Annotated in this window: 13 protein-coding genes; 8 read left to right on the top strand and 5 right to left on the bottom strand. The window is 71.4% G+C overall.

The window, feature by feature from the left end; genetic code table 11:
• Window positions 1-20 precede the first annotated feature (20 nt).
• Together ACIBI5_RS22075 and ACIBI5_RS22070 are read left to right on the top strand one after the other, a co-directional pair.
• Complete coding sequence (locus tag ACIBI5_RS22075) at window positions 21-1,265, top strand: cryptochrome/photolyase family protein (protein WP_397249512.1); 1,245 nt, start codon at window positions 21-23, stop codon at window positions 1,263-1,265.
• 223 nt (window positions 1,266-1,488) lie between these two features.
• A complete protein-coding gene (locus tag ACIBI5_RS22070; RefSeq protein WP_397249510.1) occupies window positions 1,489-3,093 on the top strand; it encodes a penicillin-binding transpeptidase domain-containing protein in 1,605 nt (534 codons plus the stop codon).
• Between the two features lie 41 nt (window positions 3,094-3,134).
• Here ACIBI5_RS22070 and ACIBI5_RS22065 read toward each other — a convergent pair whose 3' ends face one another.
• Complete coding sequence (locus ACIBI5_RS22065; RefSeq protein WP_397249508.1) at window positions 3,135-4,259, bottom strand: hypothetical protein; 1,125 nt, start codon at window positions 4,257-4,259, stop codon at window positions 3,135-3,137.
• Window positions 4,260-4,355: 96 nt separating this feature from the next.
• Here ACIBI5_RS22065 and ACIBI5_RS22060 point away from each other — a divergent pair, with 96 nt between their 5' ends.
• Together ACIBI5_RS22060 and ACIBI5_RS22055 are read left to right on the top strand one after the other, a co-directional pair.
• Window positions 4,356-4,712 carry an ArsR/SmtB family transcription factor gene (locus tag ACIBI5_RS22060; protein WP_379640233.1) on the top strand — a complete coding sequence of 119 codons (357 nt, stop codon included), beginning with the start codon at window positions 4,356-4,358 and terminating at the stop codon, window positions 4,710-4,712.
• Window positions 4,713-4,793: 81 nt separating this feature from the next.
• Entirely contained in the window at window positions 4,794-6,203 is a 1,410-nt protein-coding gene (locus ACIBI5_RS22055) for an MFS transporter (RefSeq protein WP_397249507.1), read from the top strand.
• A 129-nt stretch (window positions 6,204-6,332) separates the two neighbouring features.
• Here ACIBI5_RS22055 and ACIBI5_RS22050 read toward each other — a convergent pair whose 3' ends face one another.
• Window positions 6,333-7,484 carry an ROK family transcriptional regulator gene (locus tag ACIBI5_RS22050; protein WP_397249506.1) on the bottom strand — a complete coding sequence of 384 codons (1,152 nt, stop codon included), beginning with the start codon at window positions 7,482-7,484 and terminating at the stop codon, window positions 6,333-6,335.
• A 179-nt stretch (window positions 7,485-7,663) separates the two neighbouring features.
• Between ACIBI5_RS22050 and ACIBI5_RS22045 the strand changes: the two genes are divergently transcribed.
• From ACIBI5_RS22045 to ACIBI5_RS22035, 3 genes are read left to right on the top strand one after another with little or no spacing between them, the layout of a single operon-like run.
• Window positions 7,664-9,274, top strand: a complete 1,611-nt coding sequence (locus tag ACIBI5_RS22045) for a beta-N-acetylhexosaminidase (protein WP_397249505.1) — start codon at window positions 7,664-7,666, stop codon at window positions 9,272-9,274.
• Complete coding sequence (locus ACIBI5_RS22040; protein ID WP_397249504.1) at window positions 9,271-11,112, top strand: ABC transporter permease subunit; 1,842 nt, start codon at window positions 9,271-9,273, stop codon at window positions 11,110-11,112. Before ACIBI5_RS22045 ends, ACIBI5_RS22040 begins: the two co-directional genes overlap by 4 nt.
• Window positions 11,113-11,134: 22 nt before the next feature.
• Window positions 11,135-12,382 (top strand): extracellular solute-binding protein, encoded by a 1,248-nt coding sequence (locus tag ACIBI5_RS22035; RefSeq protein ID WP_397249503.1) that lies wholly within the window; start codon window positions 11,135-11,137, stop codon window positions 12,380-12,382.
• Window positions 12,383-12,402: 20 nt separating this feature from the next.
• On the opposite strand, the gene ACIBI5_RS22030 is transcribed toward ACIBI5_RS22035, so the two are convergent.
• The gene (locus ACIBI5_RS22030) at window positions 12,403-13,224 is read right to left on the bottom strand and encodes an NAD-dependent protein deacetylase (protein ID WP_397249502.1); all 822 of its coding nucleotides are present in this window, start codon (window positions 13,222-13,224) and stop codon (window positions 12,403-12,405) included.
• Between the two features lie 66 nt (window positions 13,225-13,290).
• Between ACIBI5_RS22030 and ACIBI5_RS22025 the strand changes: the two genes are divergently transcribed.
• Window positions 13,291-13,926: a DUF1345 domain-containing protein gene (locus tag ACIBI5_RS22025; RefSeq protein WP_397249500.1), complete on the top strand. Its 636-nt coding sequence runs from the start codon at window positions 13,291-13,293 to the stop codon at window positions 13,924-13,926.
• Window positions 13,927-13,932: 6 nt separating this feature from the next.
• Here the strand turns inward: ACIBI5_RS22025 and ACIBI5_RS22020 are convergent, their stop codons facing one another.
• Together ACIBI5_RS22020 and ACIBI5_RS22015 are read right to left on the bottom strand one after the other, a co-directional pair.
• Window positions 13,933-14,913, bottom strand: a complete 981-nt coding sequence (locus ACIBI5_RS22020; RefSeq protein WP_397249498.1) for a tyrosine-type recombinase/integrase — start codon at window positions 14,911-14,913, stop codon at window positions 13,933-13,935.
• 24 nt (window positions 14,914-14,937) lie between these two features.
• A complete protein-coding gene (locus tag ACIBI5_RS22015) occupies window positions 14,938-16,581 on the bottom strand; it encodes an acetolactate synthase large subunit (protein WP_397249496.1) in 1,644 nt (547 codons plus the stop codon).
• Between the last annotated feature and the right edge of the window lie 44 nt (window positions 16,582-16,625).

Below are 16,625 nucleotides of genomic sequence, written 5' to 3'. Positions count from 1 at the left end.
CGGCCGCGAACACGCTGGTGATGGATACTGTGATCGTCCTGTTCAACCGGGACCTGCGTCTGCACGACCACCCCGCGCTGGCCGCCGCCTGCGAGCGCGCCCGCACGGTGGTTCCGCTGTTCGTGCTCGATCCCGCCGTGCCCGCGGGCCGCCGCACGAGCTTCCTGCTCGACAGCCTCACCGACCTGCGCGCCCGCCTGCGCGCCAAGGGCGCCGATCTGTTCGTACGGCACGGCGACACCGTGGCCGAAACCGTGCGCCTGGCCCGGCGGGTCGCCGCGGAAGCGGTCTTCGCCTCCGCCGACGTCAGCGCCCTGGCCCGCCGAAGAGAACGGCGGCTGGCGGCCGAGCGGATCGGCCTGCACCTCTTCCCCGGCGTGACCGTCGTCCCGCCCGGGCGGCTGCGGCCCGCCGGAAGCGACCACTACCGGATCTTCACCCCCTACTGGCGAGCCTGGACCCAGGCGGAACGGCGTGCTCTCGCGCCGGTCCCGGCCACGATCACGGTCCCGGATGACCTGGAGCCGGGAAAGATCCCGCACGCGCCGCGCTGGGGCGCGATACCCGGCGGCGAGACCCATGCCCGCGCCCGCATGCGCGCCTGGATCGGCGCCCATCTCGACGACTACTCCGACAGGCACGACGACCTCGCCGGGGACCGTACCTCCAGACTGAGCCCCTACCTGCGCTTCGGCTGCCTGTCACCCCTGGAACTGGCCGGACACGGCAACGAGCCCTTCACCAGGCAGCTGTGCTGGCGCGACTTCCACCACCAGGTGGCCTTCGCCTTCCCGGACATCGCGCGCGCCGACTACCGCCCGCGCGGCCACCGCTGGAGCGACGACCCCGGCGCCACCGAGGCATGGGCCGCCGGCCAGACCGGCGTCCCGATCGTGGACGCCGGGATGCGCCAGCTGCTCGCCGAGGGGTGGATGCACAACCGCGCCCGCATGATCACCGCCTCCTACCTCGTCAAGCACCTGCGCGTCGACTGGCGGGCGGGCGCCGCCCACTTCTTCGAGCTGCTGCTCGACGGCGAGGTGGCCAACAACTCCGGCAACTGGCAGTGGATCGCGGGCACCGGCAACGACACCCGTCCCAACCGCACGTTCAACCCGATCCGGCAGGCCAGGCGCTTCGACCCCGACGGCGCGTACGTGCGCCGCCACATCCCCGAACTGGCCGGCGTCCCCGCCGAGCTGATCCACGAGCCGTGGCGCGCCCCCCGGCCGATCCCCGGCTACCCGCCGCCGGTTTCCCTGTGACGGCCTCGGCACGGGGCCGGCCTTTGCCGATCGTGGTGCGCGGGGGCGGCCGGGGGCGGAGAATCGGCCGGGTCGGGTCTGACGTGGAGGCAGAGGGCTGGTCAGCCGCCGGGTGGGGAATGTGGGAAGGATGGGACGGGCAAGGCGATCCGAGAAAGTGGGACATGTCAGGATTTGTCGCCTACTAAGCTCGGGGATCCGTCGACGAGCAGGGGGCTGAGCTGTGGCGCGTGGTACGACCATCGCGATCGTTTCCGTGGTGACGGTGGTGGCGCTGGGGGCCGCCGGCACCGGCGCCTACTTCTTGTTGCGCACCACGGGAAGTCCGGCCGAGACCGCCGGGCGCTTCGCCGCCGCCTGGCAGAACGGCGACAACGCGGCCATGACCAGGGAGCTCGCGGCGCCGCAGTCGCTGGCCGGGTACGAGCAGATGCGCACCGGCCTGGCCATGGAGACGCTCAAGGTCACGCTCGGCCAGGCGGCCCCGGAGAAGGACGGGCGCTCGGCGGTGCCGTACACGGCGAGCATGAAGCTCAAGAACGTCGGCGACTGGAGTTACCAGGGACAGATCCCCGTGAAGGTGACCGACCGCACCTGGAAGGTCGACTGGACGCCGCAGACCCTGCACCCGTCGATGAGCAACGGCGCCGCGTTCGCGCTCAAGACGCGCTGGCCGGAGCGCGGCGAGATCACCGACAGCACCGGCGCGCGCATCGACACCGGCCAGGTGGGCGGTTCGGTGCAGCAACTGGTCGGGTTCCTGGACAAGGCGACCAAGAAGGACATCGAACAGCTCGGCCCCTCCTACAAGGTCGGCCAGGCCGTTGGCCGGGGCGGTCTGCAGGAGAACTTCCAGAAGCGCCTGGCCGGCACGCCCACCACCGAGATCCAGCTCGGCGGCAAAACGCTGGAGACGATCGACGGCGAGAAGGGCGGGAGCGTGGAGACCACCCTGGACCCGCGCGTCCAGGACGCCGCCGTCGCCGCCGTCAAGGACCTGGACAAGCCGGCCGCGCTCGTCGCCGTCGAGAGCGACAGCGGCGAGATCAAGGCCGTGGTCAACAACCGGGGCGGCTTCGACCGGGCCATCAACGGACGGTACGCGCCCGGCTCGACGTTCAAGGCGGTCACCGCCATCGGACTGCTGGCCGGAGGCGTCGGCCCGCAGGAGCGGGTCACCTGCCCCAAGTACGCCACCGTCGGCGGGCTGAAGATCCGCAACTCCGAGCGGGCCGAGTACGGCTCGCTCAGCTTCTCCGACTCCTTCGCCTACTCCTGCAACACCACCTTCGCCCCCCTCGCCCAGCGGCACCTCGGCGCCGCCAAGCTGCTGGAGACGGCCGAGCGGGTCGGCTTCAACCAGCCGCTGGCGATCGGCGTGCCCGCCACCAAACCGAGCTTCCCCAAGGCCGAGTCGGACGCGGAGCTGGCGGCCGAGTCCTTCGGCCAGGCCCGCATCACCGCCAGCCCGCTCACCATGGCCTCGGTGGCCGCCGCGATCGCCGACGGCACCTGGCGCCCGCCCACGCTCGTACCCGACATGAAGCAGAAGGCCGAGCCGCGCGAACTGCCCGAGGGCGTGAGCGACAAGCTGGGCTCGATGATGTCGGCCGTGGTCACCAAGGGCACCGCCAAGGCTGCCGGGCTACCCGGCGGCACCCGCGGCAAGACCGGCACCGCCGAGTACGGCAGCGGCCCCAAGCTCGACTCCCACGCCTGGTTCATGGGCTACAAGGGCTCGCTGGCCTTCGCCATCGTGGTGGAGGGCGGCGGTGGCGGCGGCAAGGTCGCGGCCCCGGTCGCCGCGGCGTTCCTGCGCGGCCTGTAAGGCCGGTAAAAGGGGGCAACCCGGCGGGTTGCCCCCAGCGCTCACTCGCAGCCGCGCTTGCCCGGCTTGGCGATCTTGCCCCCCGCCGCGCCGGTCTTGGCCGCCGCGTAGCCGCCCACCACCAGCCGCTCCTCGAAGACGTGCTCGCCGGTGGACAGCTTGGTCAGCAGCCGGGAGGCGCCCGACTTGACGTTCACCGCGTAGACGTAGGCGCCCAGCACCGTGGACTCCTTCTTGCCCGGACGTTCCCGGCTGGCCGCGGCCACGATCTCGTCCGTGCCGAGCCAGTCGATCGCGTCGGCCCGGTTCACGTCGGCCGGCAGCCTCGGCTTGACCTTGGTCATCTTGCCCGTCGTGGTGGAGTGCACCGTCAGCCACACCGGCGTCATGTCCGGCCCGCACGCGGGCGGGCCCTTGGGCACCAGGTTCGCCGCCCGGCCGTCGCGCGCGGCGAAGGCGCCCCAGATGAGGTGCTTGCCGGCCTTCTCCGGGATCTTGGCCTTGGTCGTGTGCCCGTCAGCGACCGTGCGGAACCAGCCCCGCTGCCCGATCCCGGGCTCGCTCAGCAAGGTCACCCGTCCCGAACCGGGCTCGACGTCCAGCAGCGTCAGGCCCTTGGTCTTGTTCCGCGCCGTGCCCGCCTCCACCTCGACGTAGGTGGTGACCGGGCTGTCGGAGTAGCGCGGGTGGGTGATCGCCAGGCCGCCGCCGTCCCGCACGAACCTCAGGCTGAACGGCGAGCCGACCGACCCCTTCGGCGCCCGGTGGGGAAGCTCCCAGGTCTGCCCCGTGCCCAGGTCGCGGACCACCACGCGGTCGTCGGAAGCGCGCTGGTAGGCGACGCGGGCGCCGTCCGGGCTGATGGCGAAGGCCCCCGCCTCGCCGGCGTCGTCGGCCTTCTTGCCCTTCTCGTACGCGAGCGCCTCCGGGAAGGAGTAGACCCGCCCGTCGAGCGTCACCACGCGCCAGGCGTCGCACTTGCCGGTGGGCAGCAGATCCTTGCCCGCGGCGCACAGATAGGCGAAGGCCGCGGCCCCCGCGCCGGATTCCGGTAAAGCCGGCGGCTTGCCCGGCGTCGACGCCCCCGCGGTGCCGGCCGGCACCGCGCAGCCGACCGCGGCCAGCGCGATCACCGCGGCCGACCGCAGGCAGGTTGACATGTCCATCGTGATCCCCCCGTCGGGAACTGGTGCTTACTCCATGTTGGAGAGCTCTCGGACCGGGAAAGTTCGCGCCCGCGCGCCTCGCCCTACGATGACTGCATGAGCGATCAGCCCTCGTCCCGAACGGTTCATCGGCACCGGCCGGTGCCCGACCGGGAGCAGCTGGACGCCGCGAGCCGGGTGTTCGGCCTGCTGGCCGACTCGACGCGGCTGCATCTGCTGTGGTTGCTGTCGGAGGGGGAGGCGGACGTGAGCCACCTCGCCGCGGCCAGCGGCGCGGCGCAGCCCGCCGTCAGCCAGCACCTGGCCAAGCTCCGGCTGGCCAGTCTGGTGCAGTCGCGCAGGGAGGGGCGCCGCGTGGTGTACTCGTTGCGCGACGGCCACCTGCGCAATCTCGTCACCGAAGCGCTGAGTCACGCCGAGCACAAGGTGACCGGCGACCCCTGGCACGCCTAGCGGGAATCTTCCCGGCCCCTTTTGAGTTCAACACATGCGCATATACGCATATGTTGAGTTCGAGCCGGGAGGACCGTGGCCATGTTCCAGGTACTGCGCGATCGTGCCTACCGCCGTCTGTTCGCCGCCCAGGTCGTCGCCCTCGTGGGCACCGGACTGGCCACGGTGGCGCTGAGCCTGCTCGCCTACGACCTCGCCGGGGCCGACGCCTCCGCGATCCTCGGCACCGCGCTGGCCATCAAGATGGTGGCCTACGTCGGCGTCGCCCCGGTGATCGGCGCCTTCGCCGACCGCCTCCCGCGCCGCGCGCTGCTGGTCGGCTCCGACCTGATCCGCGCGGGGGTCGCGCTCGCGCTGCCGTTCGTCAGCCAGGTGTGGCACATCTATGTGCTCATCTTCCTGCTCCAGCTGGCCTCGGCCGCCTTCACCCCGACCTTCCAGGCGACCATCCCCGAACTCCTGCCGAAGGAGCGCGACTACACCCGCGCCCTGTCCCTGTCCCGTCTCGCCTACGACCTGGAGAGCCTGCTCAGCCCGGTCCTGGCTGCCGCCCTCCTCAGCCTGATCACCTACAACTGGCTGTTCATGGGCACCGCTCTCGGCTTCCTGGCGTCCGCCGCCTTCGTGCTGTCCGTCGTCCTGCCCAAGCCCCAGCCGGTACGCCACGCCGCCGGCCCCTTCGCCAAGGCCGCCTCCGGCGTCAGGCGCTTCCTGACCACGGCGCCCCTGCGCGCCCTGCTGGCCATGAACCTGGCCGTGGCGGCGGCCGGTGCGATGGTCATCGTCAACACGGTGGTCCTGGTCCGCGAGCACCTGCAGCGCAGCACCGGCGAGGTCTCCCTGGCCTTGGGCGCCTTCGGGGCCGGCTCGATGGCCGTGGCCCTGCTCCTGCCCGGAATCCTGGAGAGGCTGTCCGACCGCGCGGTGATGCTGGCCGGATCGTTCACCCTGTTCGCCGGCCTGGCCGCGATCACCGCGACGCTGGCCACGGGAACGCTGACCTGGTGGGCGATGCTGTCCACGTGGGCGGTCCTGGGCGCCGCCACGGCCGCGGTGCTCACCCCGACCGGCCGCCTCATCCGCCGCTCGGTGACATCGGCCGGCCTGCCCGCCGCCTTCGCCGCCCAGTTCGCGCTGTCCCACGCCGCCTGGCTCGTCACCTACCCGCTGGCGGGCTGGCTGGCGACCAGCGCCGGCATGACAGCCGCCGCGACGGCGCTGACAAGCCTGGCCGTGACCGCCGCGATCACCGCCCGCCTCCTGTGGCCCAAGACCAGGCCCACGACCGAGCCCAACTCCGAGCCCACGGCCGAGCCCATGACCGAGTCCACCATCAAGCCCGCGGTCGAGCCCATGACCGAGCCCGCGGGTGCCCGTCGAACCGGGGTCGTGGCCGGGCCGCGCAGCATGCGTCACCTTCACCGCGCCCACCTGCCCGCCCGCCATGCGCCCCAGGGCGCAGGTCAAGAGGGCGACGTCACGGTGAGGTGAGACGCGCCCGATGGGCGTGGAGACGACGGGCCGCCGCCCACGTCGGCGGGCGGTGGTGGGGGCGGCTTGCCGTAAAAGATGGGACGGAAGAGCACCCGAAACGGCGGGAAGGCCGTCAAGGGCGGAAGGTCAGCGCGACGTGGGGAGAGGCACGTCGGGGGTGAAGAGTTGCAGGTCGAGATGGGCGACGGCGTAGTCGATGGCCCCGGTGACCACGCATTCGTCGCCCAGCGTCGACGCGCGCACGTCCGGCAGGCGGATGCAGGTGCGTCGCAGGCGCTCGCGCAGCGGGGGCAGCAGCACGTCGGCCGAGCGCGAGAACCCGCCCCCCAGTACCACCACCTGCGGGTCGAGCAGCAGGACCATCGCGCTGGTCCCCACCGCCAGGTCGTCCACGTACCGCTCGACCGCGGCCAGCGCGACGGGGTCGCCCGCGCGGGCGGCCGCCAGCGTGTAGCCGGCGGCGTCGGCGGGCGAGGTGTCCGGGGGGATGATCGAGCAGTTCTGCAGGTGCTCCGGCGCGTCGAACCACTGGGCCTGCGGCAGCATCGCGATCTCGCCGGCCGCGGCGCCGAACCCGCGGTGGACGTTGCCGCCGATGATGAGCGCGGCCCCCATCCGGCGTCCGACGTGCAGGAAGACCACGTCGTCGGCGTCGCGGGCGGTGCCGCGCTCGGACTCGGCCCTGGCGGCCAGGCGGCTGTCGTTCTCGACGACGACGTCGCAGGGGAACATCTCGCGCAGCCGCCCGGCCAGGTCGAGCCCGGTCCAGGCGGGGATCGCCGCGCAGTAGTGGATGCGGCCCTCGGGGGTGATGACGCCGATCGTGCCGGCCGCGACGATCCACACGTCGGCGATCGTCTTGCCGCCGAGCGCCAGGCAGCTCGCGACGGTGCGTTCGATCGCGGCCAGCCGCTCCTCCACGGGCGTGTCCGGCTGCACGGGCTGGCGGGTCTCGGCGAGGATCTCGCCGTTGAGGTTCGCCAGCGCGGCGCGGATGTTGTGGCCGCCGATGTCGAGCCCCACCAGGTAGCCGCTGCTCGCCCGGAAGCGGTAGCGGCGGGCGGGGCGGCCTATCGTGCCCTGCGCGGGCGGAGTCTCCTCCACCCAGCCGAGCTGCATGAGCTCGTCGACGACCTCCTTCATGGAGGGCCGCGACAGTCCGGTGCGTTTGGCCAGGGCGGACAGTGTCAGCGGGCCCGCGCCGCGCAGGGCCCCGATCGCGGTCAGGGAGTTGAGTTGCCTGAGCCGCGACAGGTCGCCGCCCCGAAGTGTGGCCATCGCCGTCCTAATGCAGGTGTCCTCTGTAAGTCATGATGCATTATGCCGCATTCAAGGTCCAAAGGTGTCCACGCAGCAGGTAAGTGAGCAGAAATGAGCATTGACCCTCGTGGAGTCGGGTGTTAATAATGATGCACTCCTTCGTAAGTCTGTCACCCCTCTCCAAGGAGACCCGCCGAATGATCGTCCCCAAGCCCACGCGGTACGCGGCAGGGCCCGGCCGTTTCATCCTCGACCGGAGCACCGCGCTCACCGCCGACCCCGCGCTCGGCGAGGTCGCCGCCTGGTTGCGCGGTGAGCTCAGCCCGGTCACCGGCGGCGAACTGCTCCCCGCCGCCCCCGGCCCGGGAACGATCACTCTCGGCCTCGACGACCTGCCGCCCGAGGCCTACCGGCTGACCGTCGCGCCCGACGGGATCGCCCTGGACGCCGGTTCGCCGGCCGGGGCCTTCTACGGCGCCCAGACGCTGCGCCAGCTCATGCCGCCCGCCGCCTTCCGCCGCGCGGTGGGCGCCGGAGTGCTGGAGCTGCCGGCCGTACACGTGGAGGACGGGCCGCGGTTCGGCTGGCGCGGCGCGATCCTCGACGTGGCCCGGCACTTCATGACCAAGGCGGACGTGCTGCGCTTCATCGACCTGATGGCCCTGCACAAGCTGAACGTCCTGCACCTGCACCTCACCGACGACCAGGGCTGGCGCATCGAGATCAAGCGCTACCCGCGCCTGACCGAGATCGGCTCCTGGCGCGAGGAGAGCCAGGTCGGCTGGATGGGCGAGATGGACGGCCGCCCGCACGGCGGCTACTACACCCAGGACGACATCCGGGAGATCGTCGCCTACGCCGCCCGCCGCCACATCTCGGTCGTGCCCGAGATCGACCTGCCCGGCCACACCCAGTCGGCCATCGCCGCCTACCCCGAGCTGGGCAACCTGGACACCCCGCTGGACGTGGGCACCACCTGGGGCGTCGGCGTCAACGTGCTGAACGTCGAGGACGCCACGATCGACTTCTTCAAGAACGTCTTCGACGAGGTGCTGGAGCTGTTTCCCAGCCAGTACGTGTGCGTCGGCGGCGACGAGTGCCCCAAGGACCAGTGGCGCACCAGCCCGTCGGCCCGGCGCCGCGTCGCCGAGCTGGGCCTGCGCGACGAGGACGAGCTGCAGAGCTGGTTCATCCACCAGTTCGACGAGTACCTGGCCGAGCGCGGGCGGCGCCTGGTCGGCTGGGACGAGATCCTGGAGGGCGGCCTCGCCCCCGGCGCGGTCGTGGCCGCCTGGCGGGCCGACCTGGGCGCGGTGGCCGCCGCCCGCGCCGGGCACGACGTCATCAACTGCTCCAACACCGCCGTCTACTTCGACTACCGGCAGAGCCCGCGCGAGGACGAGCCCGTGCCGTTCGGTACCGTGCTCACCGTCGAGGACGTCTACGCCTTCGAACCCGTCCCCGCCGACCTGCGCGGCGACCCGGCCGCCCAGCACGTCCTCGGCGCCCAGTGCGGGATCTGGACCGAGCTGATCGACTCCAGCCGGCATGTCGACTACATGGCCTTCCCGAGGCTGGCCGCCTTCGCCGAGACCGTCTGGTCGGGGCCCGAGCGGGACCTGGCCGACTTCCGGGGCCGGCTGGCCGCCCACCTGCCCCGGCTGGAGGCGATCGGGGTCGAGTACCGCCGCGAGTCCGGCCCGATGCCGTGGCAGACGCGCCCGGGAGTGCCCGGCCGCCCCGAGGACCCGCTGGAGTGGCAGGCCACGCTGGACGCCTGGACCGCGAACCTCAGGAACCCGCGGTGAGCCGGATCGCCGACCTGTGGCAGCGCACGGTGCCGTGGCGCTGGCTCACGCCGAGCACCGCGCTGATCGCCTGCGTCGTCGGCTTCCCTGCCGTCTACATGGTCTGGATGTCCTTCCTCGACATCAGCAGGATCGGGCTGGTCAGGGGCTTCGCCGGGCTGGACAACTACGCGAGGCTCCTCAAGGAGGACGCGTTCGGCCAGGTGGCCGGCAACACGCTGCTGTGGCTGGTGCTCGTCGTCGGGCTCACCGTGCTGCTCTCGCTGGCGCTGGCGCAGTTCCTGTCCAAGGACTTCTTCGGCAGGAAGTTCGTCAGGCTGGCGCTGGTCGTCCCGTGGGCGGCCTCGCTGGTGATGACGGCGACCGTGTGGCGCTTCATCTACGAGGGCGGCAACGGCCTGCTCAACCGGCTGCTGATGGACCTGTCGATCATCTCGGCGCCCGTCGACTGGTACAAGGACCCGGCCACCGCGCTGTACTCGGTCATGGCGGTCGGGATCATCACCTCGATGCCGTTCACCACCTATGTGCTGCTGTCCGGGCTGCAGACGGTGCCGCACGACGTGCTGGAGGCGGCGAAGATCGACGGGGCGAGCGCGTGGGCGACCTGGCGTCGGGTGACGCTGCCGATCCTGCGGCCCTCGCTCATGATCGCGCTGGTCCTCAACATGCTGCACGTCTTCAACGCGTTCACCGTCATCTGGGTGATCATGGGCAAGACGGCGGGCAACCACGCCGACACGACCGTGACGTGGTTGTACAAGATCGCGTTCACCGCGCAGCTCGACTCGGGCGAGGCGGCCGCGCTCGGCGTGCTCAACGTGGCGTTCCTGCTGCTGCTCATCCTGGCGTTCGTGCTGGTGCTGCGGCCGTATCGCAACCCCTCGGCGACGGACGACCGGCCCGCGGGTTCGGTCTCCGCCGCCGCTGCCGAACCCCCCGCGGCCGCCACCCCATGGCGGCCGGCTCCGGTCAAGGCCCGGCCGGTGCTCGCGCGGGCGGGCCGGGGCTGGGCGCGGGTGCGTCCCGTGGTGCTGCCGATCATCGGGTTCGCGGTGGCGCTGTTCTTCCTGGCTCCGTACGCCGCGATGCTGTCCGGCTCGCTCAAGACCGACGCCGAACTGTTCGCCGTGCCCGCCGACTACCTGCCCGGGAGCTGGGCGTGGTCCAACTACGCCGACGTGTGGCAGCGCATCCCGCTGGCCGACTACTTCCGGGTCAGCCTGACCGTCGCGCTGGCCTCCACGGCGCTGGTGCTGCTCGTGGCGGCTCCGGCGGCGTACGTGCTGGCCAGGTCGCGGTTCCGGGGGCGCACGGCGTTCCTCGGCGTCATCCTGGTGACGCAGATGTTCCCCGCGGTCGCGCTGCTCATCGGGCTCTACCGGCAGGCGCTGTTCGTGGACGGGATCCACAGCTACGCCGTCATCATCGCCATCAACTCCGCCTTCAACCTCGCCTTCGCGGTGTGGATCCTGCACGCGCACTTCAGCTCGATCCCCGTCGACATCGACGAGGCCGCGATGATGGACGGCCTCGGCAAGTTCCGGATCCTGCTGCGGATGATCCTCCCGCTGGCCGCGCCCGGCCTCGTCACCGTGATGATCTTCACGTTCATCCAGGTGTGGAACGAGTTCGTCATCGCGCTGACGCTCTTCAACGACCCGGCCTCCGGCCGCGTGCCGCTCACGGTCGGCATCCAGCAGTTCATCGGCCTGTACGAGACCAACTACCAGTACCTGTTCGCCGCGGCGCTGATGGCGATCGTGCCGGCCGTCATCCTCTTCGCGCTCATTGAGAAGCACCTGGTGAGCGGCCTCACCACGGGCAGCACCAAGTGAACACGAGAAAGATCGGTATGACATGACCTTCAGAAGAAGAGCGGGCCTGGCCGCGATCGCCGCCCTCACGCTCGCCCTGACCGCGTGCGGAGGCTCCGGCGGCGGTACGGCCGGCGGCGAGCAGAAGTCCATCAAGCTGGTCGTCGCCCAGTACACCGAGGGCACGCGGCCCTACTGGGACGAGCTGATCAAGTCCTTCGAGGCCGCCCATCCCGGCAAGAACGTGGACCTGCAGGTGATCGACTGGGGCAACCTGCAGAGCCAGGTGAACACCATGGTGCAGACCAAGCAGTTCCCCGACGTCCTGAACATCAACGTCTTCGCCGACTACGCCGAGGCCGGGCTGCTGTACCGCGCCGACGAGGTGGTGTCCAAGGAGGTGATGGCGGACTTCCTGCCGTCCTTCGCCGAGAACGCCTCCTACGACGGCGCCCAGTACGGCCTGCCGTTCGTCGCCACCGTCAACGGCATGTACTACAACAAGACGATCCTGGAGAAGGCCGGCTTCAAGAAGCCCCCGGCCACCTGGGACGAGTTCCGCGCCGCGGTCAAGGCGATCAAGGCCCTGCCCGGCGGCTACGTGCCGTACGGGCTGGCGCTGGGCGCCGAAGCCGGCGACTACGAGTTCGGCACCTGGATGCGCGCCAACGGCACCGACTGGCGTACCGACGGCAAGTGGACCGTCAACGGCGATCGCGCCGTCGAGACGCTGGAGTTTCTGAAGACGCTGACCCAGGACGGCTACACCCAGCCGAACCCGGGCCAGACCAACCGCCCGGACGGCACGTGGCCGTTGTTCGCCCAGGGCAAGGTGGGCATGGTGTACGCCTCCTTCGGTACCAGGGCCTTCCTCGACGCGGTGGACAAGGCGGGGGTCAAGTACGGCGCCACCACCCACCCCACCAACCACGGCGCCGAGCCGAGCACGCACGGCATCCAGGACTACCTGATGGCCTTCAAGAAGGACGGCAACCAGCAGCTGGTCCGCGAGTTCCTCGACTACTTCTACCAGGCCGACAACTACGCCAAGTACCTGAAGGTCGAGGGCCTGCTGCCGACGACCTCCTCGGCCTCGACGCTGATGCGCAAGGACCCGAAGGTCAGCCCGATCGTCGACATGGTGGCCAAGGCGCGCTTCGACCCGACCTCGCAGCCGGTGTGGTCCGAGCTGCGCGGCTCGGTCGCCGCGGAACTCGGCACCGCCGTCGGGCCCAGCGGCGACCCGCGCGCGATCCTCGGCAAGTTCCAGCAGATCGCCGAGCGCTCCTAGAGCACGTCACAGGCGACGCCTCAGCGTGCCAGCTCCGCGGCCAGGGTGGTCAGCGTGCTGCCCAGGGGCGCGTCCAGGGTGAGGCGGGCGTGCTCGTCGCCCCGGGTGGCGCCCTGGTTGACGATCGCCACCGGTACGGCGTGGCGGGCGGCGTGCCGTACGAACCGGTAGCCGGAAAGGACCGTCAGAGAGGAGCCGAGCACCAGGAGCAGGCCGGCGCGTTCCGACAGCGTGTAGCACTCGGCCACCCTGGGCGGCGGCACGTTCTCGCCGAAGAAGATCACGTCGGGCTTGAGCAGCCCGCCGCAGCCCTCGCAGTCCACGACCGTGAAGCCGTCGATCAGGGAGTCCTCCACGGCGGCGTCGCCGTCGGGGTTGACCTGGCCGGCGTCGGCGGCCCAGCCGGGGTTGGCGGCCGACAGCCGCGCGTCCAGGCGCGCGCGAGGGGTGCGCTCGCCGCAGGACAGGCAGCGCACCCGGTACAGGCTGCCGTGCAGTTCGATCACGCCGCCGGCGCCGGCCTCCTGGTGCAGCCCGTCGACGTTCTGCGTGATGATCGCCGAGAGCAGACCCAGCTCCTGGAGCCGGGCGACCGCCCGGTGGCCGGGGTTGGGCCGGGCGCGCTCGATGTGCCGCCAGCCGAGGTGGCTGCGGGCCCAGTAGCGCCTGCGGGCGGCGGCCGAGCCGGTGAAGTCCTGGTAGGTCATCGGGCTGGACGGGCGCCTGCGGCCACTCGGGCCCCGGTAGTCGGGGATGCCGGACTCGGTGGAGAGCCCGGCGCCGCTCAGCACGACCACTGCGCCGCCGGCGACCAGGCCGGCGAGCGCGTCGAAAGGACTCACGTTCCGCAGCCTACCCGGCCGTGTCGCTGCGGCTTCCGGTGATCCGGGCGTGTATGAGTGTCCACCATGAACCTGTGGTCCCCGGGCTCAGCGGTCACCCGGCTGGTCGGCGCGGCGGTCGCGGGCGCGCTGGCAGGGACGGCCGTCGGACTGCTGACGCATCCGCCCCTGGGCGTCCTGGCCGCCATCGCCGCGACCGAGACCGTCTTCGTCGTCGCGGGCCTGGCCGTCCTGTGGCCGATGGACGCCCACACCACCCGGCGCAACGCCGGACGCGAGGACTTCCGGCCCGTCGCCGACGAGCTCGTGGTCGTCGCGGTCGCGCTGTGCGGGCTGGTCGCCATCGTCGTGCTGCTCGCGGTCGGCAACGCCGACCCCGGTCACGCCGCCGCCGCGACCGCGCTCGGCGGCGTGTTCATGGCCTGGGCGGCCCTCCACCTGATGTACGCCACCCGCTACGCCTACCTGTACTACCAGGAGACCCCGGGCGGCATCGACTTCAACTCCGACCAGCCACCCGCCTACAGCGACTTCCTCTACTTCAGCTACAACCTCGGCATGACCTACCAGGTCTCCGACACCGGCGTCTCCAGCCGGGCGATCCGCAAGGTCGTGCTGCGGCACTGCCTGCTGTCCTACGTCTTCGGCACCAGCATCCTGGCCACCACCATCAACCTGGTCATCGGCATGGTCGCCGGTTGACCGCCCTCACGCCAGCGGCCGCGCCCGCGGAAGCTTGATGCGGTCGACGGCCTCGCGCCGGGTCTTCTCCGGGCGGCGGTCGTAGCGGGCGGTGGTGGCGGGGGAGGAGTGCCCGACCAGCGCCTGCGCCGTCGCCAGGTCCACGCCCGCGTCCAGCAGCTCGCCGATGAAGGTGCGGCGGAAGTCGTGCGCGGTACGGCGGGCCGCCCCCGCCTCGCCCAGCCGCCGGGTCAGGATGTCGGCGATGCCCTGCCCGCTCAGCGGCCGGGGACGCAGCCGCCCGGCCTTGCTCACCGGGCTGAACAGCGGGCCGGGTCCGCCTCCGCGCACCGCCAGCCAGCGCTCGAGCAGGCCGATGGCGTCGGTGGTCAGATAGACCATGCGCTCCTTGTCCCGCTTGCCGCGCACGCGCAACGAGCGGGCCGCCGGATCGTAGTCGGCCAGCTCCAGGCCGGCGATCTCGGCCCTGCGGCAGCCGGTGGAGTACAGGGCGGCGATCAGGGCGGCGTCGCGCACCCCCGCCACCGAGTCGTCGCAGGCCGACAGCGCCGCGCCGACGACCTCGGGCGGGACGTGGTGACCGGTGGGCAGGCGGCTCTGCCGTACCGGAGAGAGGTCGGAGGCGCGGGCGAAGTCCTCGGCGGAGGTCTGGCCGAGGCGCCAGGCCTCCTTCAGCACGCGGCGCAGCGCGACCAGGTGCTTGTTGACGTAGGCCGGTGACCAGCCCTGTTCGGTGAGCAGCGTGCGGATGCGGACGGTGTGCTCATAGCGCAGCAGGTGCCAGGGCTGGCCGGCGCCGGTGGAGGCGGGTTCGCCGGTCAGCAGGCGGGCGATGCGGTCGAGGCAGCCGCGCATGGTGCGGCGCGACTCGATGCTGGTCAGCGAGGCGAGGTAGACGTGGTAGGGGTCGCGGGCGGGCTCGGCGGGGGGCGCCTGGCCGGTGGGGAGCACCGGCAGCGCCCCGCCCGCGTCGGGGAGGTCGGTCATCGGGCACGATCTTAGGGGCCGGGCTCAGAACGGGCCGGTCAGCTCGCCGAGCTTGCTGGTCAGCTCCAGGTTGGCCGAGTAGTCGACCGGTACCGCGATCACCGACACCGTGTCGTCGTCGAGTGCCTTGCGCAGCGTGGGCAGCAGTTCGTCCGCGGAGGTGACCCGGTAGCCGCGAGCCCCGAACGCCTCGGCGTACTTGACGAAGTCGGGGTTGCCGAAGGCGATGTTGGAGCTGCGCCCGAGCTCCAGGTCCATCTTCCACTCGATGAGCCCGTAGGCGTCGTCCACCCAGACCAGCACCACCATCGGGATGCGCTCGCGCACCGCGGTCTCGATCTCCTGGGAGTTCATGAGGAAGGCGCCGTCGCCGGTGGCGGCCAGGACCTTGCGCTCGGGGAAGGCGAGCTTGGCGGCCAGCGCCCCCGGCACCGAGAAGCCCATCGACGACAGGCCGTTGGAGACGAGCATGGTGTTGGGCTCGTAGGTGGGGTACATGCGGGCCATCCACATCTTCACCGCGCCGGTGTCGGCCAGCACGATGTCCTCGCGGCCCATCGCGGCGCGGATGTCGGCGACCACGCGGCGCGGCGACAGCGGGAAGGCGTCGTCGGCGGCGGCCTGCGCCATCTCCTCGCGGATGAGCCTGCGGATCTTCTCGCCGGTGCCGTTGACGGCGAAGGGCCTGGGCGCGGCGGCGGCCAGCGCGTCCAGGGAACGGGAGATGTCGCCCTGGATGCCGACCTCGACGGGGTAGTGGTCGTCGACCTCGGCGGGGAACTGGTGGATGTGGATGATCTTCTTGTCGCCGTGGGGGTTGATCTTGACCGGGTCGAACTCCTGCAGCTCGTAGCCGACGCTGATGAGCACGTCGGCCTCGTCGAAGCCGAAGTTGACGTAGTCGTGGCGCATGAAGCCGACCGCGCCCAGGGCGTGCCGGTGGTCGTCGGGGAAGACGCCCTTGCCGTTGAAGGTGGTGGCCACGGGCAGGCCGAGCTGCTCGGAGAAGCGGATCAGCGCGGCGGAGGCGCCGGCGCGGCTGGCGCCGTGGCCGGCCAGGATGATCGGGCGCCGGGCGCCGGCCAGGACCTCGGCGGCGCGGGCCACCTGCCCGGGGGAGGGGTCCTGCGGCCGTACGACGTTGACGCGCAGCGGCGTCAGGTCGTCGGAGACCTGGGCGGACTCCACGTCCTCGGGAATGGCCAGGTAGACGGCGCCGGGACGCTCGGTCTGGGCGGTCTTGAACGCCTTGCGCAGCATCTCGGGCAGCGCCTCGCCGGCGGGGACCAGGTCGGCCCACTTGGTGATCGGCCGGAACAGCGAGACCAGGTCGACGACCTGGTGGGATTCCTTGTAGATGCGGTCGAGGCCCACCTGGGCGGTGATGGCGACCACGGGGGTGGAGTTGGTGGTGGCGTCGGCCACGCCGAGCTGCAGGTTGATGGCCCCGGGCCCGAGCGTGGCGGAGGCGACGCCGGCCTTGCCGGTCAGCCTGCCGTACATCTCGGCCATGAAGGCGGCGCCCTGCTCGTGGCGGACGAGGATGTAGCGGATGGGGGAGTCGTTGAGCGCGTCGACGAAGTGGATGTTCTCTTCTCCGGGGATGCCGAAGACGTACTCGACGCCCTCCGCCTCGAGCGCCTTCACCAACAGCCTGGCCGCGTCCATCGGGTGAGCCTTCTCTCTTCTTTCCGATTTTCTTGTACGTGCAA

This window comes from Nonomuraea sp. NPDC050540 (assembly GCF_044457485.1).
In the GTDB taxonomy this organism is placed as follows: Bacteria; Actinomycetota; Actinomycetes; order Streptosporangiales; family Streptosporangiaceae; genus Nonomuraea.
This window is presented reverse-complemented; position numbering and strand designations above follow the sequence as displayed.